This is a genomic window from Microbulbifer discodermiae (genome assembly GCF_040742695.1).
GTDB lineage: Bacteria > Pseudomonadota > Gammaproteobacteria > Pseudomonadales > Cellvibrionaceae > Microbulbifer.
On the sequence record NZ_JBFLAB010000027.1, the window covers coordinates 26605 to 44091 of the forward strand.

Genomic DNA, 17487 nt, shown 5'->3' on the forward strand with positions numbered 1-17487 from the left:
GTCCCCCTCTATCCCCCTATTCTCTTATTAAACCGGCAACTAAATAGATTACCGGTTTAACAATCCCAGTTTATCTGGGAACCAATTCGGATTGCGCCCACATCCACCGTTTCGAAAGGTGCATAAGCTGATATACGTAGCTTGCAGGAATGTTGAATAACAAGGCTGACTGTTTTTAACCAGTTCCGCAGCACAGCCCAATTAGCGTCACAAGCGGGGCTTTGCCTCGAATTAATCAGAGGTTCCCTTACAACGATATAAAGACGCCTGCTAAGAACTTACAGCCGGACCACTCCCACCGTCCGCTACCGCTGGTAGCCAGATCAAAGAAGTACGCCACCTGTTGCAAGTATAAATATTCAGGTATGGAGGAATTGGATTTCTAATTAGCACGAATGTATCAAATTAGCATGATAACTTGACATCTGGAGAAATTTTCAAGAACTCACGTAGAGTTGCATACGAAAGTATAATCAGCATAATAGTGGTCACTTTAAAGAGGCCTCCCTGATGAATTTAGCGATGCCTTGGCGAAAACTGTGAGGTCAGATGGAAAAAGTGCTCCACGAAGAACAGGTTTGGCTATCCTTGAGGAGCAGAGCAACGCAATTCAAGTAGCTCCACAGGTCCGCCCTAGGGGGCTTTACGTTGAATTAATCGGGGACGAAGTAAGTATTTCAATTGGGTTTTAATTATACTGTAGGCATTGAAGAAACAAGAGACACGGAATGACTCGCTATTAACTTTCAGCCCGATGCTAAAGTGATTAACGACTAAGATTGCCAGGAAAAAATTTACGCAAAAACTTCTGAAATTATTTATTTTCGGCGACTCAAAAATTAACTAGACACCAAGGCAGATTAAGCTATAGAAAAATAATGGCTGAACGGATTCATATGACACATATAAATTAACGCTCTCTTCTTGGTTGTACTATATAGGGTAAATCAATTGAACATGTCTGAAATTCATCTAATGCATGAAGTCCTTAACTGAACAATCAATTTTATGGCTTGACTATGGTCAAACAAGGCGTTAGGTGCTTCAGTAAAAAAATACTATTCAGATTTGGATTTGTTTTACAAATAATTCCTCTAGGATATTTTTAACCATTTTTAAGTTTCCAAAAAAAATCTGACGTTAAATATTAAGAATTCTTTTTATCTATGAATTTCTATTTTGTGACAATAATTACTTTCCCACCCATTGCCAGAAAGACTCCCGAAGATAAGCATACAAAGCATAATCATAGATTTTTATAGAATTAAATTTTAATAAGGTTTGAGAATTTCCATGTTTTTCCATATGGCTTAAAGAAAAGATTTTTTTCAAAGAATACAAGCCACAATAATTATTTAAAATAAAAATATGCAGGTGGAAGATATATAACTATTCAAGGAATATCGCTGTTTAAGGACTGGCACTCCAATTTGTAATTTAACTGCTAAATTATAGTCGCATATTGTGCGTATAGAACAATTACTAAGAAAATACAAAATTGTCGAAATAAGGAATATCAGAATGAAAAATGTAGTTATTATTTTGTTAACTTTCATGGGATTATTTAGCAATCCCAGTTTTGCTGAAAAGGTCACAATCGCAATTGGTGATATCGAATACAGGGCAAAAGACAGCAGTGAAAATAAGATGTACAGAGCCTATGGAAAAGGTTCTAGGGAAGACACCCGTGCTTTTGTTGACATGCTTACAACCGCATTAGTAAAAACCAGAAAATTTGATGTTATCGAACGAGACAGAATGGCTGAAATACTAAAAGAGCAAGGCCTCAGCATGGAAGGCGTAGTAAATGGCGGGTATGAAGGTAATAGCTTCAATTTAAAGGGCGTAGACTATATTCTTACTGGTGCTGTTACAGAATATGGCGAAACAGCAAAGGCAATGAAAGTCGCGGGGTTTGCAACAGGTAAACGAATAGCCAGCATGGCCGTTGATGTGAGGGTACTTGATGTTGCAAACGGCTCTATAGGATTTGCCGAAACAGTTAGGGCAGAATCAACGGGAAGCAACTCTTTAAATGTAACAGGGTTTGCTAGTGGTGGTGACAATAGCAGCGGAGCATTATTAGGTAAAGTTATGCGAGAAACCGCAACAAATATTACAAATTTAATTGTCTCCACAATATATCCGATTAAAGTTGTTGCCGTGACAAAAAATGGGGATGTAATGTTAAATTACGGCGACGGTTACCTGCAAGATGGCTACCAACTAGAAATTTATAACCAAGGAGAATCTTTTATTGATCCTGATACCGGTGAAGAACTTGGCAGCGAAGAAATATTAGTAGGGAAAGTCTCAGTTTTTAGTGCACAAGCCAAGTATTCCAAAGCTAGAATAACCGAAAAAACAGGGGATATTGAAAAGGGAATGATTGCCAGAGTCGTCAGCAAGGACAAGCCTAAGAAAAAGAAGGCCAAAACAAAAAAACTTTGGTAAAAAAAATCTATAAAACAGATAAAATCTGAGCTTTAATCACTTTCATGGACAGTTTTATTGTTCGTGAGAGTGATTCAGGAAAATAAAGCAGGGGCACCTCACTCTAGTTTACAAGGTTAAGTCGCAAAATCCCGAATAGTCCAGATTTTAAATCAGAAATACAGCAAAGCACTTCGGTACAAACCCTAGAATACTAAACGTGCCAACCATATTGCTCAAGTAGGCGATAAACGTAGCTGAAACGTACATAGTGGTAGAAGGTACAACTAATTTTCGAGTGCTAATATCAGGAACTATGTGAGGAACAGCCTGACTTATTTCCTGACACAAACATGCCAGTCGTCATTCAAATAACTAGCCTATCCATAAACTCATTCACTGACAATTGGTCGAAACGCCGCGGCTCAGTCCATAGGGAAAGGATCTTCTCACAGCGATCCCCGGGCAGGCGGCTGGCAAGATTGCGGCGGAACTTGGTGTGCAGTAGTGGAATAGCTTCCTTTCTGCGCCGCCTGTGGCCCAGGGGGTATTCAATCTCCACCCTTTCGGTTGCGCTACCATCGCTGAAAAATACCTGCACGGCGTTTGCGATAGACCGCTTCTGGGGGTCCAGGTACGCCTTTGAATATCCTTTGTCCTCGACGACCTGGATTTTCTCCCGCAACCGGTCGAGTTCGGGATGCGCCTGATGGAAGCTGTCCTCGTAGTGCTCAGCGGTGAGGTCGCCAAACAAAAGGGATACAGCGGTCATATATTGCAGGCAGTGATCGCGGTCAGCGGCGTTACTCAAAGGACCTTCTTTGGAGATGATTCGCAACGCCGACTCCTGTGTGGTAATAACCACCCTGTCGATGTCTCGAACCCTGTCTCTAACCTGCGGATGTAGCCTGACAGCGGCCTCACAAGCAGTTTGGCCATGGAATTCCGCCGGAAAGGAAATTTTGAATAAAATGTTCTCCATCACATAGCTGCCGAAGTTCAGCGAGGCACCCTGTGGAAATACGAATTGCCGCTCCGGCACTGGCTTTATTTTCTGGTCGGCATTGGTTTTGCTGAACAGGACATCGTAAAAACCCCAGGCCTCTGTGGAGAGCACTGTGGGAATTCCCATTTCCCCGCGCATGGTTATATCTGCCAGCTGCACGCCGCGGGCACTGGCATCCCCGGCGGCCCAGGATTTGCGCGAGCCGGTGTTGGGGGCGTGGCGGTAAGCGCGCAACGCGCCGCCATCCGCCCAGGCCTGGGAGACCGCCGCCATCACCTGATCCCGATCGCCCCCCATTAACCTGGCCGACACCGCAGCTGAAGCAACCCGCACCAGTAGTACGTGATCCAGCCCGACCCGGTTAAAGCTGTTTTCCAGCGCCAGTACTCCCTGGATTTCATAGGCCCGGATCATCGCATCCAACAGGTCCCGCATGATCAGCGGTTGGTCCCCACCGGCAACCTGTTTTTGTGCCAGGTAATCACAGAGAGAGAGAATCGCACCCAGGTTGTCGGAGGGATGTCCCCACTCAGCTGCCAGCCAGGTGTCGTTGAAATCCAGCCAGCGCACAGTACAGCCGATGTCCCAGGCGGCCTTGACCGGGTCCAGCCGGAACCGGGTGCCGGGCACTCTGGCGCCACCCGGCACCACTGTGCCCTCTACCACCGGCCCCAGCAGTTTGGCGCACTCGGGAAAATTCAGGGCCAGCAGGCCACAGCCGATGCTGTCCATCAGGCAGAGGCGCGCGGTAGCAAAGGCTTCATCGGAATCGATTTGGCAAGCCACCACATAGTCGGCGATTGCCTGGATCACCCAATCATAGGCTGGGCGGATGTTTTGATCGGCACTGCTGTCCATAGCTTTCCCCGCAAGAAATCATCCATAAGGTATTATTAACCTGGCAGCTCAACAAACTGCCGGCTTAGGGCCTGTTGCCGAGAGCTGACCGGCAAATGGCTGCTCCGGACAGGAAGATACGGTTCGCAAACTTGATTTATTGTGGTGGGCTTACGGGCATACCCCACAAACCCAGACTGAGAAAACCTGGGCGCTCAACAAGCAGCTGTTAACCCGGCAACTAAAATAAGTTTTGCCGCCTTAACTGAAGCTACCTTCCGGCACCCGCACCCAGCCCTCCATCAACACTCTTGCGCTGCGGCTCATCACAGCCTTGGTAGCGGTCCATCGGCCACCCTGCTCTTCCGCTTCGGCACCCACGCGCAGGGTTCCCGACGGATGTCCAAAGCGTACCGAGCTGAGTTCGCCACCGCCAGCAGCAAGGTTCACCAGAGTGCCGGGTACGGCGGCGGCCGTGCCTATAGCCACGGCCGCCGTGCCCATCATCGCATGGTGCAGTTTGCCCATAGACATTGCGCGCACAAGCAAGTCTATATCCTCGGCAGCCACTTTTTTGCCGCTGGATGCCACATAGGTTTTCGGTTGCGCCACGAAAGCCACTTTGGGGGTATGCTGGCGATTGGCCGCCTCTTCCACCGAATCGATCAGCCCCATGCGCAAGGCACCATGGGCGCGTATGGTTTCGAACATCGCCAGCATCTGTTTGCTGCCATTGATGTCCTGCTGCAATTCAGTGCCGTCACAGCCAATATCCGCCGCATTAATAAAAATGGTCGGTATCCCGGCGGAGATCATCGTCGCCCGCAGGCTGCCGAGCCCCGGCACCACCAGTTCATCCACCAGATTGCCAGTGGGGAAAATACCGCCGCTGCCATCCGCCGGGCGCAAAAATTCGATCTTCACTTCCGCCGCCGGAAAAGTGACGCCGTCCAGTTCAAAATCTCCGCTTTCCTGCACTTCACCTTTGCTGATGGGCACATGGGCAAGGATCGATTTGCCGATATTGGCCTGCCAGATACGCACACTGCATATACCCTGCTGCGGAATCCGCGCCGCATCCACCAAGCCACTGTTGATGGCAAAAGCGCCCACCGCCGCGGTGAGATTGCCGCAGTTGCCGCTCCAGTCCACAAACGGCTTATCGATGGCGATCTGGCCGAACAGGTAGTCCACGTCGTGGTCTGGCTCTGAGCTCTGCGCCAGAATCACCGCCTTGCTGGTGCTGGATGTCGCACCGCCCATGCCGTCAGTGTGCTTGCCGTAGGGATCGGGGCTGCCGATCACCCGCAGCAGCAATGCATCCCGTTCCGGACCCGGCCGGCGCGCGGCTTCCGGCAGGTCCTGCAGACGAAAAAAAACGCCTTTGCTGGTGCCACCGCGCATATAGGTGGCGGGAATTCTAATTTGCGGGGTGAATTGTGACATCAGACCTGCGCCTCCGCTTGCAGAAAATCCTGGGCAAAGCGCTGCAGTACGCCGCCCGCCTCGTAGATGGCAACCTCCTCCGCCGTATCCAGACGACAGATCACCGGCACTTCCACTCTTTCGCCATCCCGGCGCCGGATCACCAGGGTGAGGCGTGCGCGCGGCCCGCGGGTACCAATAACATCGAAAGTCTCGGTGCCGTCTATGGCCAGCGTGTTGCGGCTAGTGCCTGGCTCAAACTCCAGCGGCAGGACTCCCATGCCGATCAGGTTGGTGCGGTGAATGCGCTCGAATCCCTCGGCCACAATGGCTTCAACACCGGCGAGACGCACGCCCTTGGCGGCCCAGTCCCGCGAAGAACCCTGGCCATAATCGGCGCCGGCGACGATGATCAGCGGCTGTTTGCGCTCCATATAGGTTTCGATGGCTTCCCACATGCGAACCTCTCGACCCTCCGGCTCGATACGCGCCAGGGAACCCTGCTTCACCCCACCCTTGTGGTCGCGCACCATTTCGTTCAACAGTTTGGGGTTGGCGAAGGTGGCGCGCTGGGCAGTGAGGTGATCGCCGCGATGGGTGGCGTAGGAGTTGAAGTCCTCTTCCGGCAGCCCCATCCGCGCCAGGTACTCACCGGCGGCACTGCTGGCCAGGATCGCATTGGATGGCGATAAATGGTCAGTGGTTATGTTGTCACCCAGCACCGCCAGCGGGCGCATGTCCTTCAGATGGCGGGCACCGGCCAGGGCGCCCTCCCAGTAGGGCGGGCGGCGGATATAGGTGCTACTGGGGCGCCAGTCATACAGGGGTTCGCCCCGCTCCTCCCCGCCCTTGTCCAGATCGAACATGGGGATATAGACGCTGCGGAACTGCTCCGGTTTGACACTCTGCGCGACGATTGCATCTATCTCTTCGTCGCTCGGCCAGATGTCTTTCAGAGTGATCGGCTTGCCGTCCGCATCCAGCCCCAGCGGGTCCTTTTCGATATCGAAGCGAATAGTGCCGGCAATCGCATAAGCCACCACAAGGGGTGGAGAGGCCAGAAACGCCTGCTTGGCATAGGGGTGGATACGGCCATCGAAATTGCGGTTACCGGACAGCACCGCGGTGGAATAGAGGTCACGGTCGATAATTTCCTGCTGTATGTCCGGGTCCAGCGCGCCGCTCATGCCGTTACAGGTGGTGCAGGCAAAAGCCACCACACCAAAACCCAGTTGCTCCAGTTCCGGCAGCAGGCCGGCCTCTTGCAGATACAGTTTGACCGTCTTGGAACCCGGCGCCAGGGAAGATTTTACCCAAGGCTTGCGGGTCAGGCCGAGTTTATTAGCGTTGCGCGCTATAAGACCGGCCGCGATCATATTGCGCGGGTTGCTGGTGTTGGTGCAGCTGGTAATGGCGGCAATGATCACGGCACCATCCGGCATTTGATCCCGCTTTTCCTCCCAGGCTTGGGCGATGCCGCGCTTTGCCAGCTCCGCCACCGGCAGCAGCGCATGGGGGTTGGAGGGACCGGCCAGATTGCGCTCTACAGAGGACAGGTCGAACTTGAGTAGGCGCTCGTATTCCGCCCCCGCCAGCGTGTCCGCCCAGAGACCGGTTTCCCTGGCGAACCTTTCCACCAGTGCTACCTGTTGATCGTCCCGGCCGGTCAGCCGCAGGTAATCGATGGTCTGCTCGTCGATAGCGAACATGGCCGCTGTGGCCCCGTATTCAGGGGTCATATTGGAAATAGTAGCGCGGTCACCCAGGGACAGGTTGGCGGCGCCCTCGCCGAAAAACTCCAGGTAGGCGCCCACCACCCGCTGGCGGCGCAGAAATTCCGTTAGTGCAAGTACCAGGTCGGTTCCGGTGATACCGGGCCTCAGCCTGCCGCTCAGCTCCACCCCGACAATATCCGGCAGGCGCATATAGGAAGCGCGACCCAGCATGACACTTTCGGCCTCCAGACCGCCGACACCGACGGAGATCACGCCCAGTGCATCCACCATCGGCGTGTGGCTGTCGGTACCCACGCAGGTGTCGGGAAATGCAATTCGCTTGCCACCCCCGTCCTCCCGCACCTGCACTACGGGAGACATCTTTTCCAGATTGATCTGGTGCATGATGCCGTTGCCCGGCGGAATTACATCGACGTTCTCGAACGCCGTCTTGCTCCAGTTGATAAAGTGGAAACGGTCCTCGTTGCGGCGCTCCTCCACCGCGCGGTTTTTTTCGAAGGCGTCGGTATCGAAGCCGGCGTATTCCACCGCCAGGGAATGGTCGACGATCAACTGGGTGGGTACCACGGGATTGACCTTGGCCGGGTCGCCACCCCGCTCCGCAATCGCGTCTCTCAGGCCGGCGAGATCCACCAGTGCCGTCTGCCCGAGAATATCGTGGCACACCACGCGGGCCGGAAACCAGGGAAAATCCAGCTCGCGCCGGCGCTCGATAATCTGCCGCAGACTGGCGGTGAGTGCATCCGGTTCACAACGGCGCACCAGATTTTCCGCCAGTATGCGCGCGGTATAGGGGAGTCTGGCATAGGCCCCCGGCTGAATGGCGTCCACCGCGGCACGGGTGTCGAAATAGTCCAGCTCCGTACCGGGCAGGGATTTGCGATATTTGCTATTCATAAGTTGGTCAATCAGTCGAGTACTGGAAGGTAGGCGAGTCGGGGACTTCTGCCAACATTAACCCGGCATTAGTTGCCGGGTTAATAACATGGCCGGGCGGAATGGTCTTCACCGGTTTGCGATGAACGCCCTGTAGGGAATCTCTCAGCCCCGGTCGGCGATCGGTACCACTCTGCGCAACTCAGGTCCGATATACTCGGCGCTCGGCCGGATAATACGGTTGTCGGCACGCTGTTCAAACACATGGGCGGCCCAGCCGGTGACTCGCGACATGACGAAAATCGGGGTGAACAGTTTGGTGGGGATGCCCATAAAGTGGTAGGCGGAGGCGTGGAAGAAATCCGCGTTGCAAAACAGCTTTTTCTCCCGCCACATCACCTCTTCGCAGCGCACCGAAACCGGGAACAGAACTTCATCGCCCACATCCGCCGCCAGTTTTTCCGACCACTGTTTGATAATGGCGTTGCGCGGGTCGGACTCGGTGTAAATCGCGTGGCCGAAGCCCATGATTTTTTCTTTGCGCTGCAGCATCACCAGCAGCTCCTGCTCCGCTTCGTCAGCGGAAGCAAAGCGCTCGATCAGTTCCATAGCGGCCTCGTTGGCACCGCCGTGCAGCGGGCCCCGCAGGGAACCGATGGCACCGGTAATACAGCTGAACAGATCTGAGAGGGTCGAGGCACACACCCGCGCGGTAAATGTAGAGGCGTTAAACTCATGCTCAGCGTAAAGAATCAGGGAGACATTCATCACCTGTTCGTGCAGGGCGTTGGGTTTTTCGCCACGCAGCATGTGCAGGAAGTGGCCACCGATGGAGTCGTCATCGGTCTCGGTTTCTATCCGCACACCATTGTCATGGGTAAACCGGTACCAGTAACAGATGATGGACGGGAATGCGGCCAACAGCCGGTTGGCTTTTTCCTGCTGCTGGGCGAAAGACTCCTCGCCCTCCAGGTTGCCCAGCATGGAGCAGCCAGTGCGCATAACATCCATCGGGTGCGCATCCGCCGGGATGCGCTCCAGCACATCCTTCAGCGCCGCAGGCAGGCCGCGCATCCCTTTCAGCATCCTCTTGTAGTCCGCCAATTGCGCGCTAGTGGGGAGTTCGCCATAAAAAATCAGGTAGGCGACCTCTTCGAACGCACAGTGCTCAGCGAGATCCTTCACATCGTAGCCGCGGTACGTGAGACCGGAGCCGCTTTTCCCCACTGTCGACAGGGCAGTCTTGCCGGCAACCTGGCCGCGCAGGCCCGCTCCCTCCAGTTTTTTTTCAGCCATCTCTAGTTCCCCTTTTCCATTGATTCCTGTGAAGCACTCACTTGCAAAACAGCTCGTCGAGTTTTTGCTCGAATTCGTGGTAGTTCAGATAATCGTAAAGTTGCTCCCGGGTTTGCATAGCATCGACGACCGCCTGCTGGTCCCCGTTGCGCAGAATTTCGGCATACACATTTTCCGCCGCGCGGCTCATGGCGCGGAAAGCCGACAGCGGGTAGAGCACGATATCGGCTCCGGCCCCGGCCAGCTCTTCGCAGTTGTAAAGCCGGGTTTTACCGAACTCGGTAATATTGGCCAGAATCGGCACTCCGAGGGCATCCTTGAAGGCGCGGTAGTGCTCCAGTTCGGTGACCGCCTCGGCGAAGATTCCATCGGCACCAGCTTCGATACAGGCCTGGGCGCGCTCTATGGCCGCCTCCAGTCCCTCCTGGGCGAATGCATCCGTACGCGCCATAACGAAAAAGTCATCGTCGGTGCGGGCATCCACCGCCGCTTTGATCCTGTCCACCATTTCCCCTTTGGAAACAATCTCCTTGTTGGGGCGGTGACCACAGCGCTTCTGCGCCACCTGGTCCTCGATATGCACCGCCGCGGCGCCGGCGCGAATCATTTCCTTTACAGTGCGCGCAATATTGAAGGCGCCACCCCAGCCGGTGTCGATATCCACCAGCAGCGGCAGAGGGCTGGCAGCAGTAATACGGCGCACGTCCTCCAGTACATTGTCCAGGCTGGTCATGCCCAAGTCCGGCAGCCCATAGGAAGCGTTGGCCACTCCGGCGCCGGACAAGTATATCGCCTTGTGCCCTATGCGTTCCGCCATGATGGCGCAGTAGGCGTTGACAGTGCCCACCACCGGCAGCGGATGGCTCTCGGCAAGAGCGCGCCGAAAACGAGCACCGGCGGATAATTGCAGACTCATAAACTACCTCAATTTGTGTTCTATGTTTTGACGCGAGGCGCGGATATGTCGGCGCATGAGAATTTCCGCCAATTCGCCATCCCCTTCCTCAATCGCCTCGATGATATGACTGTGCTCTCGGAATGCGCTGCGGGCGCGTGGGCTGGCCATACCCAGCTGGTACCGATACATCCTGACCCGGTAATAGAGCCGGTTGCAGAGGGTGTCCACCAACAGGTCATTGCGCGATGCGTGCACTATACGAAAATGGAAATCAAAGTCGCCCTCGGGCTGGAAATAGGCGGTGCCGGCCTGCAGCTCCTCCTGTTGTTCATGGCGGGCGAGCATATGGTGCAGATCAACCAGATCCTCTGCGGTGCGCTTAGCGGCGGCGAGGCGACAGGCCATACCTTCCAGGGCTTCGCGCACCTCGTAGAGCTCCAGCAGGCCCCGCTCGCTCAGAGTCACCACCCGGGCACCCACATTGACCCGGCGCTCCAGCAGTCCCAGGGACTCCAGGCGCATCAGTGCCTCGCGCAGGCTGCCGCGGCTGGCGCCGTACCTGCGCGCCAGTTCCGGCTCGCTGATCTTGCTGCCGGCGGCAATACGCCCTTCCACTATCTCGCCGCGCAGTGTGACGAAAAGCCGGTCCGCGAGACTCGACTCCCCTCCCTGCGCCTGTGACAGCTCCTGCATCTACTGGGGTCTCTCCAGACTTTTCATGAAATTGTCGACAATATTCAGGGGAACGGACAATAATCCACAAAATTTGTCCAGTCAATGGCAAAAAATCGCTCTAATTGTTGACAAAAAGGGGCTGGGAGTGACTTGCCGGGGAATAGTAGTTTTATCCCGACCATGTGGGCATAATAGCGCCCGCAGCGCCACCCCCACCGGGTGGCCAGCCGCAATCTATCCTATAAATCCCGTGTTCAAACATTGCGGGGTGATGGTGGAGTGCCGGAGAGAGGCAGACGATCCCAGGGACGCCTGCCCTGTGTGCCCGGAACACCAATGATATTGGCCGTCGGTTTCGCGGAATCAGTGACGTTATGCCGAAAAGTGTTATCAGGCGCTGGCTGCCAACTCCCGAGCAGGTCCGGGCCAGCAAAGGCCTGGGGTTTCTCGGCGCCCTGTTGCACGATCCAAACCTGTTTCACCTGAACCGCCACTCGGTATCCGTGGCCTTTGCCGTAGGCGTCTTCACCAGCTTTCTGCCCCTGCCCGGGCAAATGGTCATAGCGGCACTATTGGCACTGTGGTTTCGCTGCAATCTGCCCCTGTCGATGCTGCTGGTATGGATCAGCAATCCGGTAACCATACCGGCGATTTTTTACAGCACTTACAAGCTGGGTGCCTGGATACTGGGCACCCCGCCACTGGATTTCCGGCTGGAACTCTCTCTGGAGTGGCTGACCAACGAGGTGGGAAAAATCTGGTTACCGCTGTTTTTCGGCTCACTTCTGGCGGGGGTCTTCTTTTCCACCCTGGCCTACCTGGGGATGCAGGCACTCTGGCGCTGGCAGGTGATTAAACGCTGGAAGCTGCGCCTGAAGCGGCGTGCTGCCGCAGGCTGTTAACCCGGCATGCAAGTGCGTGCCGCCGAGGGGTCCCCTATTTGCCCGCCTAAGTGTGGCCGCTGTGATTGGACTGGTGCAGATGCACTCGGTTACAGGAGTGGGCGACGAGGGCGTAATAAGGCAAAAAGAACAATACCATAGCCACAAGCAACAGGATCAGCGCATCAATTTGCACGCCTTTTTTCAAAAACAACAGCACCGATAGATAACCAGGACCAGAAGAACAGCAGATAGAGCAGCGCGCAGCTAAACAGGCGAAAACGGCCAAAAGCCCTGCCCTCATCCGGGCGCAGAAAGGGAAAGGGCCACCAGAATACCTGAACCCTGTGTACTACCGCCATAAATCGCGCAAATTGCATCAGCTTCCCCCCAATACCAACGCAAGTCAGTTTTCCTCCGCACAGCGTTATTGTTCGTTGCGCAGCGCCACCGCCGGCTGAACCCTGCTCGCCTGCAGTGCCGGATAAATGGTCGCGATCAGGCTCAGCAGAAAGCCAGCCCCCACCACCAGTGCGACATCGCCCCAGTGCAGCTGCGACGGCAGATAATCCACCGGATACACATCCGACTTGAGGAACTGAATACCAAACAGGGACTCAAGCCCCGCCACCAGGTCTGTGACAGTCAAAGATCCCAGTATGCCCAGCAATCCACCGACCACCGCGCCCACCAAACCCACCAGTGCACCCTGGCTGACGAAAGTGAGCAGGACTTCGCCGGTACTGGCGCCCATGGTGCGCAGTATGGCGATATCACTGTGTTTATCGATAACCACCATGACCAGGGTCGACACCACATTAAATGCGGCGATAGCGATGATCAGCAACACCAGCAGACTCACCAGATTGCGCGACATCTGAATGGCCTGGTAGAGGTTGCCGTGGGTACGGGTCCAGTCGGTACCATAAAAATCCTGTCGCGGAAGCTCGCGCAGCAGTTCCCTCAGTACCCCGTAGGAGCCCAGCATATCCTGCAGACGCAACTGCACACCGGCGCCGGCAGCGCCACCGGCCAGCGACCGGGCCTGGGACCATTCCACCAGTGCGAGGCTTTGATCCAGTGCAGTGCCAGAGTGAAATATGTCGACAACGCGAAACCCGGCCAGGTGCGCAGCGCGTCGCCCGCTACCTGCACCGCCGTCACCCGGCACTATCAGCGATAGATGCTCACCTTTCTCCACCCTCAGCTTGTCGGCAATGCCGCGCCCGAGGATCACACCCGGATCTGCCTCACTTTTCAGACCTGCCAGGCTTTCCGGTGCCAGGAAGCGGCTAATGTTGGAAACCCCGGTAATAGTGTCGGGATTGATCCCCTGCACCAGCAGTGGCGTCACCTGGCTGCCTTTGCGCGCCAGCGCATTGACCTGCCAGACCTCTGCAGCGGCAACCACATCCGGGGACAGGGCCAGCTGCTGTCGCAGAGATGGCCAGTCAACCTCCCCGCTGGCGTTATAGATGGTCGCATGGGGCATGATCCCGAGGATGCGATCGCGCAACTCGCGATCGAAACCATTCATGACCGACATCACCACGATCATCAGCGCCACCCCCAGCACCAGTCCCAGCATGGACAAACCGGAGATAAAGGAAACCAGCCCGCCCGAGTCATCCCCCCGCCGTCGGGCACCCGCATAACGCAGGCCGACAAAGGCCGGCAGTGGCCTAAACACGGTCACCCTCGTGCCAGCTGCTTTCCAGCCGGCCATCCACCAGGTGCAGGCACCGGTCCAGAGATGCCGCCAGTTCCGGGTCGTGAGTCACTATCACAAAACTGATCGACAGCTCGCGATTCAGCTCTTCCATCAAACTGTGTATCTCGCGGCCCGTGGCCCGGTCCAGGTTACCCGTGGGTTCATCCATCAATACACAGGCGGGCCTTGTGACCAGGGCGCGTGCTATCGCCACCCGCTGGCGCTCGCCGCCAGACAATTGTGCCGGCTTGTGCTCCAGCCGTTCGCCCAGACCCACCGATCGCAGCATTTCGGCCGCCTCCCGCCGCGCACGCGCGACCGGCGCCTTGCCGATCAGCAGCGGCATGGCGACATTTTCCAGCGCGGTAAACTCCCCCAACAGATGATGAAACTGGTATACGAAGCCGAGTTCGCTGTTGCGCAACCAGCCGCGCTCATTTGCATTCAAGCTGGCGAGATTGTGCCCCGCCACCCAGACTTCTCCTGCAGTGGGGGTGTCCAGTCCCCCGAGCAGATTCAGCAGGGTCGACTTTCCGGATCCCGAGGCGCCCACAATGGCCAGTTTTTCGCCGCGCTGCACCAACAACTCCACATCCCGCAGTACCCGCAGTTCGTTGCTGCCCTGGTGGTAACTTTTGCGCAGTCCGCGGCATGCCAGCACCCCCGCATCCGCCTGTGCTTCAACCGGGGCTGCCTTTTCGGTATCCAATTCCACTTGGCTGTTCATCTCCAGACCTGTTGTCTATTCATATCGCAAGGCCTCCGCCGGTGCTATCTGCGCCGCCCGCCAGGCGGGAAACAAGGTTGCCACCAGACTCATCAATACCGCCGCGCTCAATACCATAAGCGCATCGCCGGCGCGGAATTCCGATGGCAGGAAGCTGACAAAAAACACGCGGGGATCAAAGATCTTGGCACCCAGCAGGTTCTCCACCCAACTGACCATGTCAGTGAGGTTGAAGGCGATGAGGATGCCCAGCAAAGCCCCGCTGACCGCACCGATAATACCTATGGCACTGCCCTGCACCACGAACACCGCCATAATCTGCCGCGACGTCATTCCCAGGGTGCGCAACACCGCGATATCGGAGCGCTTATCGGCCACCATCAGTACCAGCGCCGATACGATGTTGAAGGCCGCCACCGCGACGATGATCATCAACATCAGTGTCACCACCGTCTTTTCCATTTTTACCGCCTGGAACAGGCTTCCCTGGGACAGGCTCCAGTCTTGCCCCTCGAAACCCTCTCCAAGCTGACTGGCGTACAATGACACCCGGCCCAGCGCATTGTCCATGTCGTCGAAGCGCAACTGCAGCCCCTGCACCTTACCGGGCATGCGCAACAGGCGCGCCGCATCGTCAATGTGCATCAACGCCATATTCTGATCTACCTGGGCGCCAACGGAAAAAATGCCCGCGACGGTAAAGCGCTTTGTGCGGGGAAAGATACCGGCCGGCGTCACCGTCACCTCCGGAAGTGTCAGCACTACCGAATCTCCGGGGATAACATTGAGCTGGCCGGCCAGGAGACGGCCCAGCACTATGTTGTAGCTGCGGGGTTGCAGGGCGTCGAGATCTCCCATAACGATATTGTCGCCCACCGCAGACACCTTGCGCAGAGCTTCCGGGTCCACCCCCTGGAATTCCATCCCGTGGCTGGTGGCGCCGGATCCCAGCAGGGCAAAACCGCGCACGAATGGGCTGGCCGCCACCACATGGGGCTGCTGCTCCAGCTTAGCGGCCGGAGTGCGCCAGTCCCGCAAGCCGCCCTCCCGCTGCACAAATCCGTGCGGCACCACACTGAGGATGCGCGTCTTTAGCTCCCGGTCAAAGCCGTTCATCACCGAAGTGACGACGATCAGTGCCATTACGCCGAGTGCCATACCCAGCAGGGAAAAACCATTAATGAAGGAGATGAACTGCTGTCGACGGCGCGCGGAAACATAGCGCAGGCCAATGTAGAGAGAAACAGGCTTTAACATAAAGACGATTTAAGCGGAAAAGTGCCAAGAAATCCAAATATTTGTTGTTCCCGTAGCTCTTCTGCCGGCCAAACTTCACTTGCGGTTGTATTCGCCCAGCTTCGCCTGCAGGCGCGCCAACGAGTCCGGAGTCCAGCCGACAGGGTCCGTCAATGCCCGCCAGGCGCGGGTATAATCAGCCGGGTCATAGCTGTGGCCGAATCCGGCCGGCGCTATGCCCGCGTGCATATCTGCCGCCAGCTGCAACATAGTCACTATGGGATACCATTGCAGATCCGGTGAAACATCCGGGGCCCGCGGCTCAAGCATCCAGGCCGGCTTGCGATAGAGCGATTCCGGGGCGAAGAAAACGATCGGATCGCTGCCGTGTTGGAGGTAGGCGATACGGAAATTGCCCCAGGGCACTCTGCCTGACTTATAGCCGCCATACTGATTCCCGAAGCGCACCACCGCCCCGCCACGAAACTGTGGCAGCCAGGCCGGCGAGCCCGGATCCCGGTGCGCGGTGACCTCTCGCCAGGTATCGCTGCGAAACGGCGGGCCGGTCCAGAGTGCCCCCTGAAACGGCTCATCGATGATGTCATACAGATCGAAGGAACGATCCGAGTTGAGTGCACCCAGGCTGAGCCCAAACAGATACAGCTTTGGCCGTCGCTGTACCGGCAGAGTCCGCCAGTGACCATAAACAGCCCGAAACAGAGCCTGCGCTGTCTCAACACCATAGGCCCCCTGTGTCATCAGGGCTATGGGGCTGGGTAGATAGGAATACTGTGCCGCGACACTGGCGATATCCCCTCTATGCAGGAACTCCACTGAATTGATCGCCCCCGGATCCACCCAGCCGGTGCCTGTGGGGGTGATCAGCAGCAATAACTTGCGGTCAAAGCCCCCTATCCGCTTCAGCTCATCCAGCGCCAGCCGGGCCCGTTCGTCGGGCGTAGCCGCCGCATTCAGCCCCACATACACCCGGATCGGCGCCATAGCTCCCGGCGCCACCGCCTCAATGTCCTCCACCGTGGGCCCCAGAGCAAGGTAGCGCCGCCCCTGGTGTCCCATATCCTGCCAGCGCAGCAGGGAGTCGGCCCCGCCCGACAGCCCCGGGTCCGCCGGAGGGGGAAGGTCCGGCTCCTGGCGGGCATCCAGACGTTTATAGACGGAATCCACCCCCCGCAGCGCCGCCGGCAGCAGCAGGTCACTCACTGCAGCCCAGAATAAAGAGAAAGCCGCCAACAGTCCCACCAGTAACGCAACACGGCGGGGAATCAATCGCTCTAATACGGCGGACAAGAATAGAAATGTGCGTCGAAACATCCGTGCGATCAGCAGCAACACTACAGACACCAACAGGGCAACCCAGGCGATGGTCAGGGGCCGTACGCTGGACGCCATTTCCATGCCCATCAGGGCCCGCACAGAGTTCTGCCAGTTACTGGCCTGCACCAGAAAACCCAACGCCAAGGCGCCGCAGACGACAACTACCGTGATACAGAGCCACTGCCGGGTACGGTCGCCGGGCACCGGCATCTGCAGGTAAGACCACAGCCAGGCCAAAAGAGCGCCAACACCGTAACCCGCCACCCAGGACAAGCCGGATATGACTCCCTGAACCATGCCGGTGCGGGGAATAAGGGAAGGGGTCAGGGAAAGCGCAAAAAAAATGCCGCCCAGCAACAGTCCAAGGATGGAAAAATGGATTCCCACACGCATCCGCGACTGCCCCAGGTTGAAG

General features: G+C 56.3%; 13 protein-coding genes. 2 read left to right on the forward strand and 11 right to left on the reverse strand.

Annotated elements, in window-relative coordinates; genetic code table 11:
- Positions 1-1521: 1521 nt before the first annotated feature.
- On the forward strand, positions 1522-2454 hold the full coding sequence (locus tag AB1S50_RS11295; RefSeq protein ID WP_367150798.1) for a CsgG/HfaB family protein: 933 nt from the start codon (positions 1522-1524) through the stop codon (positions 2452-2454).
- 346 nt (positions 2455-2800) lie between these two features.
- Here AB1S50_RS11295 and AB1S50_RS11300 read toward each other — a convergent pair whose 3' ends face one another.
- From AB1S50_RS11300 to AB1S50_RS11325, 6 genes are all read right to left on the reverse strand, one after another.
- A complete protein-coding gene (locus tag AB1S50_RS11300) occupies positions 2801-4297 on the reverse strand; it encodes a bifunctional 2-methylcitrate dehydratase/aconitate hydratase (RefSeq protein ID WP_367150799.1) in 1497 nt (498 codons plus the stop codon).
- Between the two features lie 240 nt (positions 4298-4537).
- Entirely contained in the window at positions 4538-5722 is a 1185-nt protein-coding gene (gene prpF, locus AB1S50_RS11305; RefSeq protein WP_367150800.1) for a 2-methylaconitate cis-trans isomerase PrpF, read from the reverse strand.
- Entirely contained in the window at positions 5722-8334 is a 2613-nt protein-coding gene (acnD, locus tag AB1S50_RS11310; RefSeq protein ID WP_367150801.1) for a Fe/S-dependent 2-methylisocitrate dehydratase AcnD, read from the reverse strand. The genes prpF and acnD overlap by 1 nt, the downstream gene beginning before the upstream one ends.
- Positions 8335-8478: 144 nt before the next feature.
- The gene (gene prpC, locus AB1S50_RS11315; protein WP_367150802.1) at positions 8479-9609 is read right to left on the reverse strand and encodes a bifunctional 2-methylcitrate synthase/citrate synthase; all 1131 of its coding nucleotides are present in this window, start codon (positions 9607-9609) and stop codon (positions 8479-8481) included.
- 37 nt (positions 9610-9646) lie between these two features.
- Complete coding sequence (gene prpB, locus AB1S50_RS11320; RefSeq protein ID WP_367150803.1) at positions 9647-10525, reverse strand: methylisocitrate lyase; 879 nt, start codon at positions 10523-10525, stop codon at positions 9647-9649.
- Between the two features lie 3 nt (positions 10526-10528).
- A complete protein-coding gene (locus AB1S50_RS11325) occupies positions 10529-11200 on the reverse strand; it encodes a GntR family transcriptional regulator (RefSeq protein ID WP_367150804.1) in 672 nt (223 codons plus the stop codon).
- A gap of 356 nt (positions 11201-11556) precedes the next feature.
- On the opposite strand from AB1S50_RS11325, the gene AB1S50_RS11330 reads away from it, so the two are divergent.
- Positions 11557-12084 carry a DUF2062 domain-containing protein gene (locus AB1S50_RS11330; protein WP_367150805.1) on the forward strand — a complete coding sequence of 176 codons (528 nt, stop codon included), beginning with the start codon at positions 11557-11559 and terminating at the stop codon, positions 12082-12084.
- Between the two features lie 164 nt (positions 12085-12248).
- Here AB1S50_RS11330 and AB1S50_RS11335 read toward each other — a convergent pair whose 3' ends face one another.
- The 5 genes from AB1S50_RS11335 to AB1S50_RS11355 form a co-directional block, all read right to left on the reverse strand.
- Entirely contained in the window at positions 12249-12443 is a 195-nt protein-coding gene (locus AB1S50_RS11335) for a hypothetical protein (protein ID WP_367150806.1), read from the reverse strand.
- Between the two features lie 47 nt (positions 12444-12490).
- Positions 12491-13753: a lipoprotein-releasing ABC transporter permease subunit gene (locus tag AB1S50_RS11340; protein ID WP_367150807.1), complete on the reverse strand. Its 1263-nt coding sequence runs from the start codon at positions 13751-13753 to the stop codon at positions 12491-12493.
- Positions 13746-14501 (reverse strand): lipoprotein-releasing ABC transporter ATP-binding protein LolD, encoded by a 756-nt coding sequence (gene lolD, locus AB1S50_RS11345; RefSeq protein WP_367150808.1) that lies wholly within the window; start codon positions 14499-14501, stop codon positions 13746-13748. The genes AB1S50_RS11340 and lolD overlap by 8 nt, the downstream gene beginning before the upstream one ends.
- 15 nt (positions 14502-14516) lie before the next feature.
- A complete protein-coding gene (locus tag AB1S50_RS11350) occupies positions 14517-15758 on the reverse strand; it encodes a lipoprotein-releasing ABC transporter permease subunit (protein WP_367150809.1) in 1242 nt (413 codons plus the stop codon).
- A 75-nt stretch (positions 15759-15833) separates the two neighbouring features.
- Positions 15834-17465, reverse strand: coding sequence for an alpha/beta hydrolase (locus AB1S50_RS11355; protein WP_367150811.1), 1632 nt, complete (start codon positions 17463-17465; stop codon positions 15834-15836).
- Positions 17466-17487 lie beyond the last annotated feature (22 nt).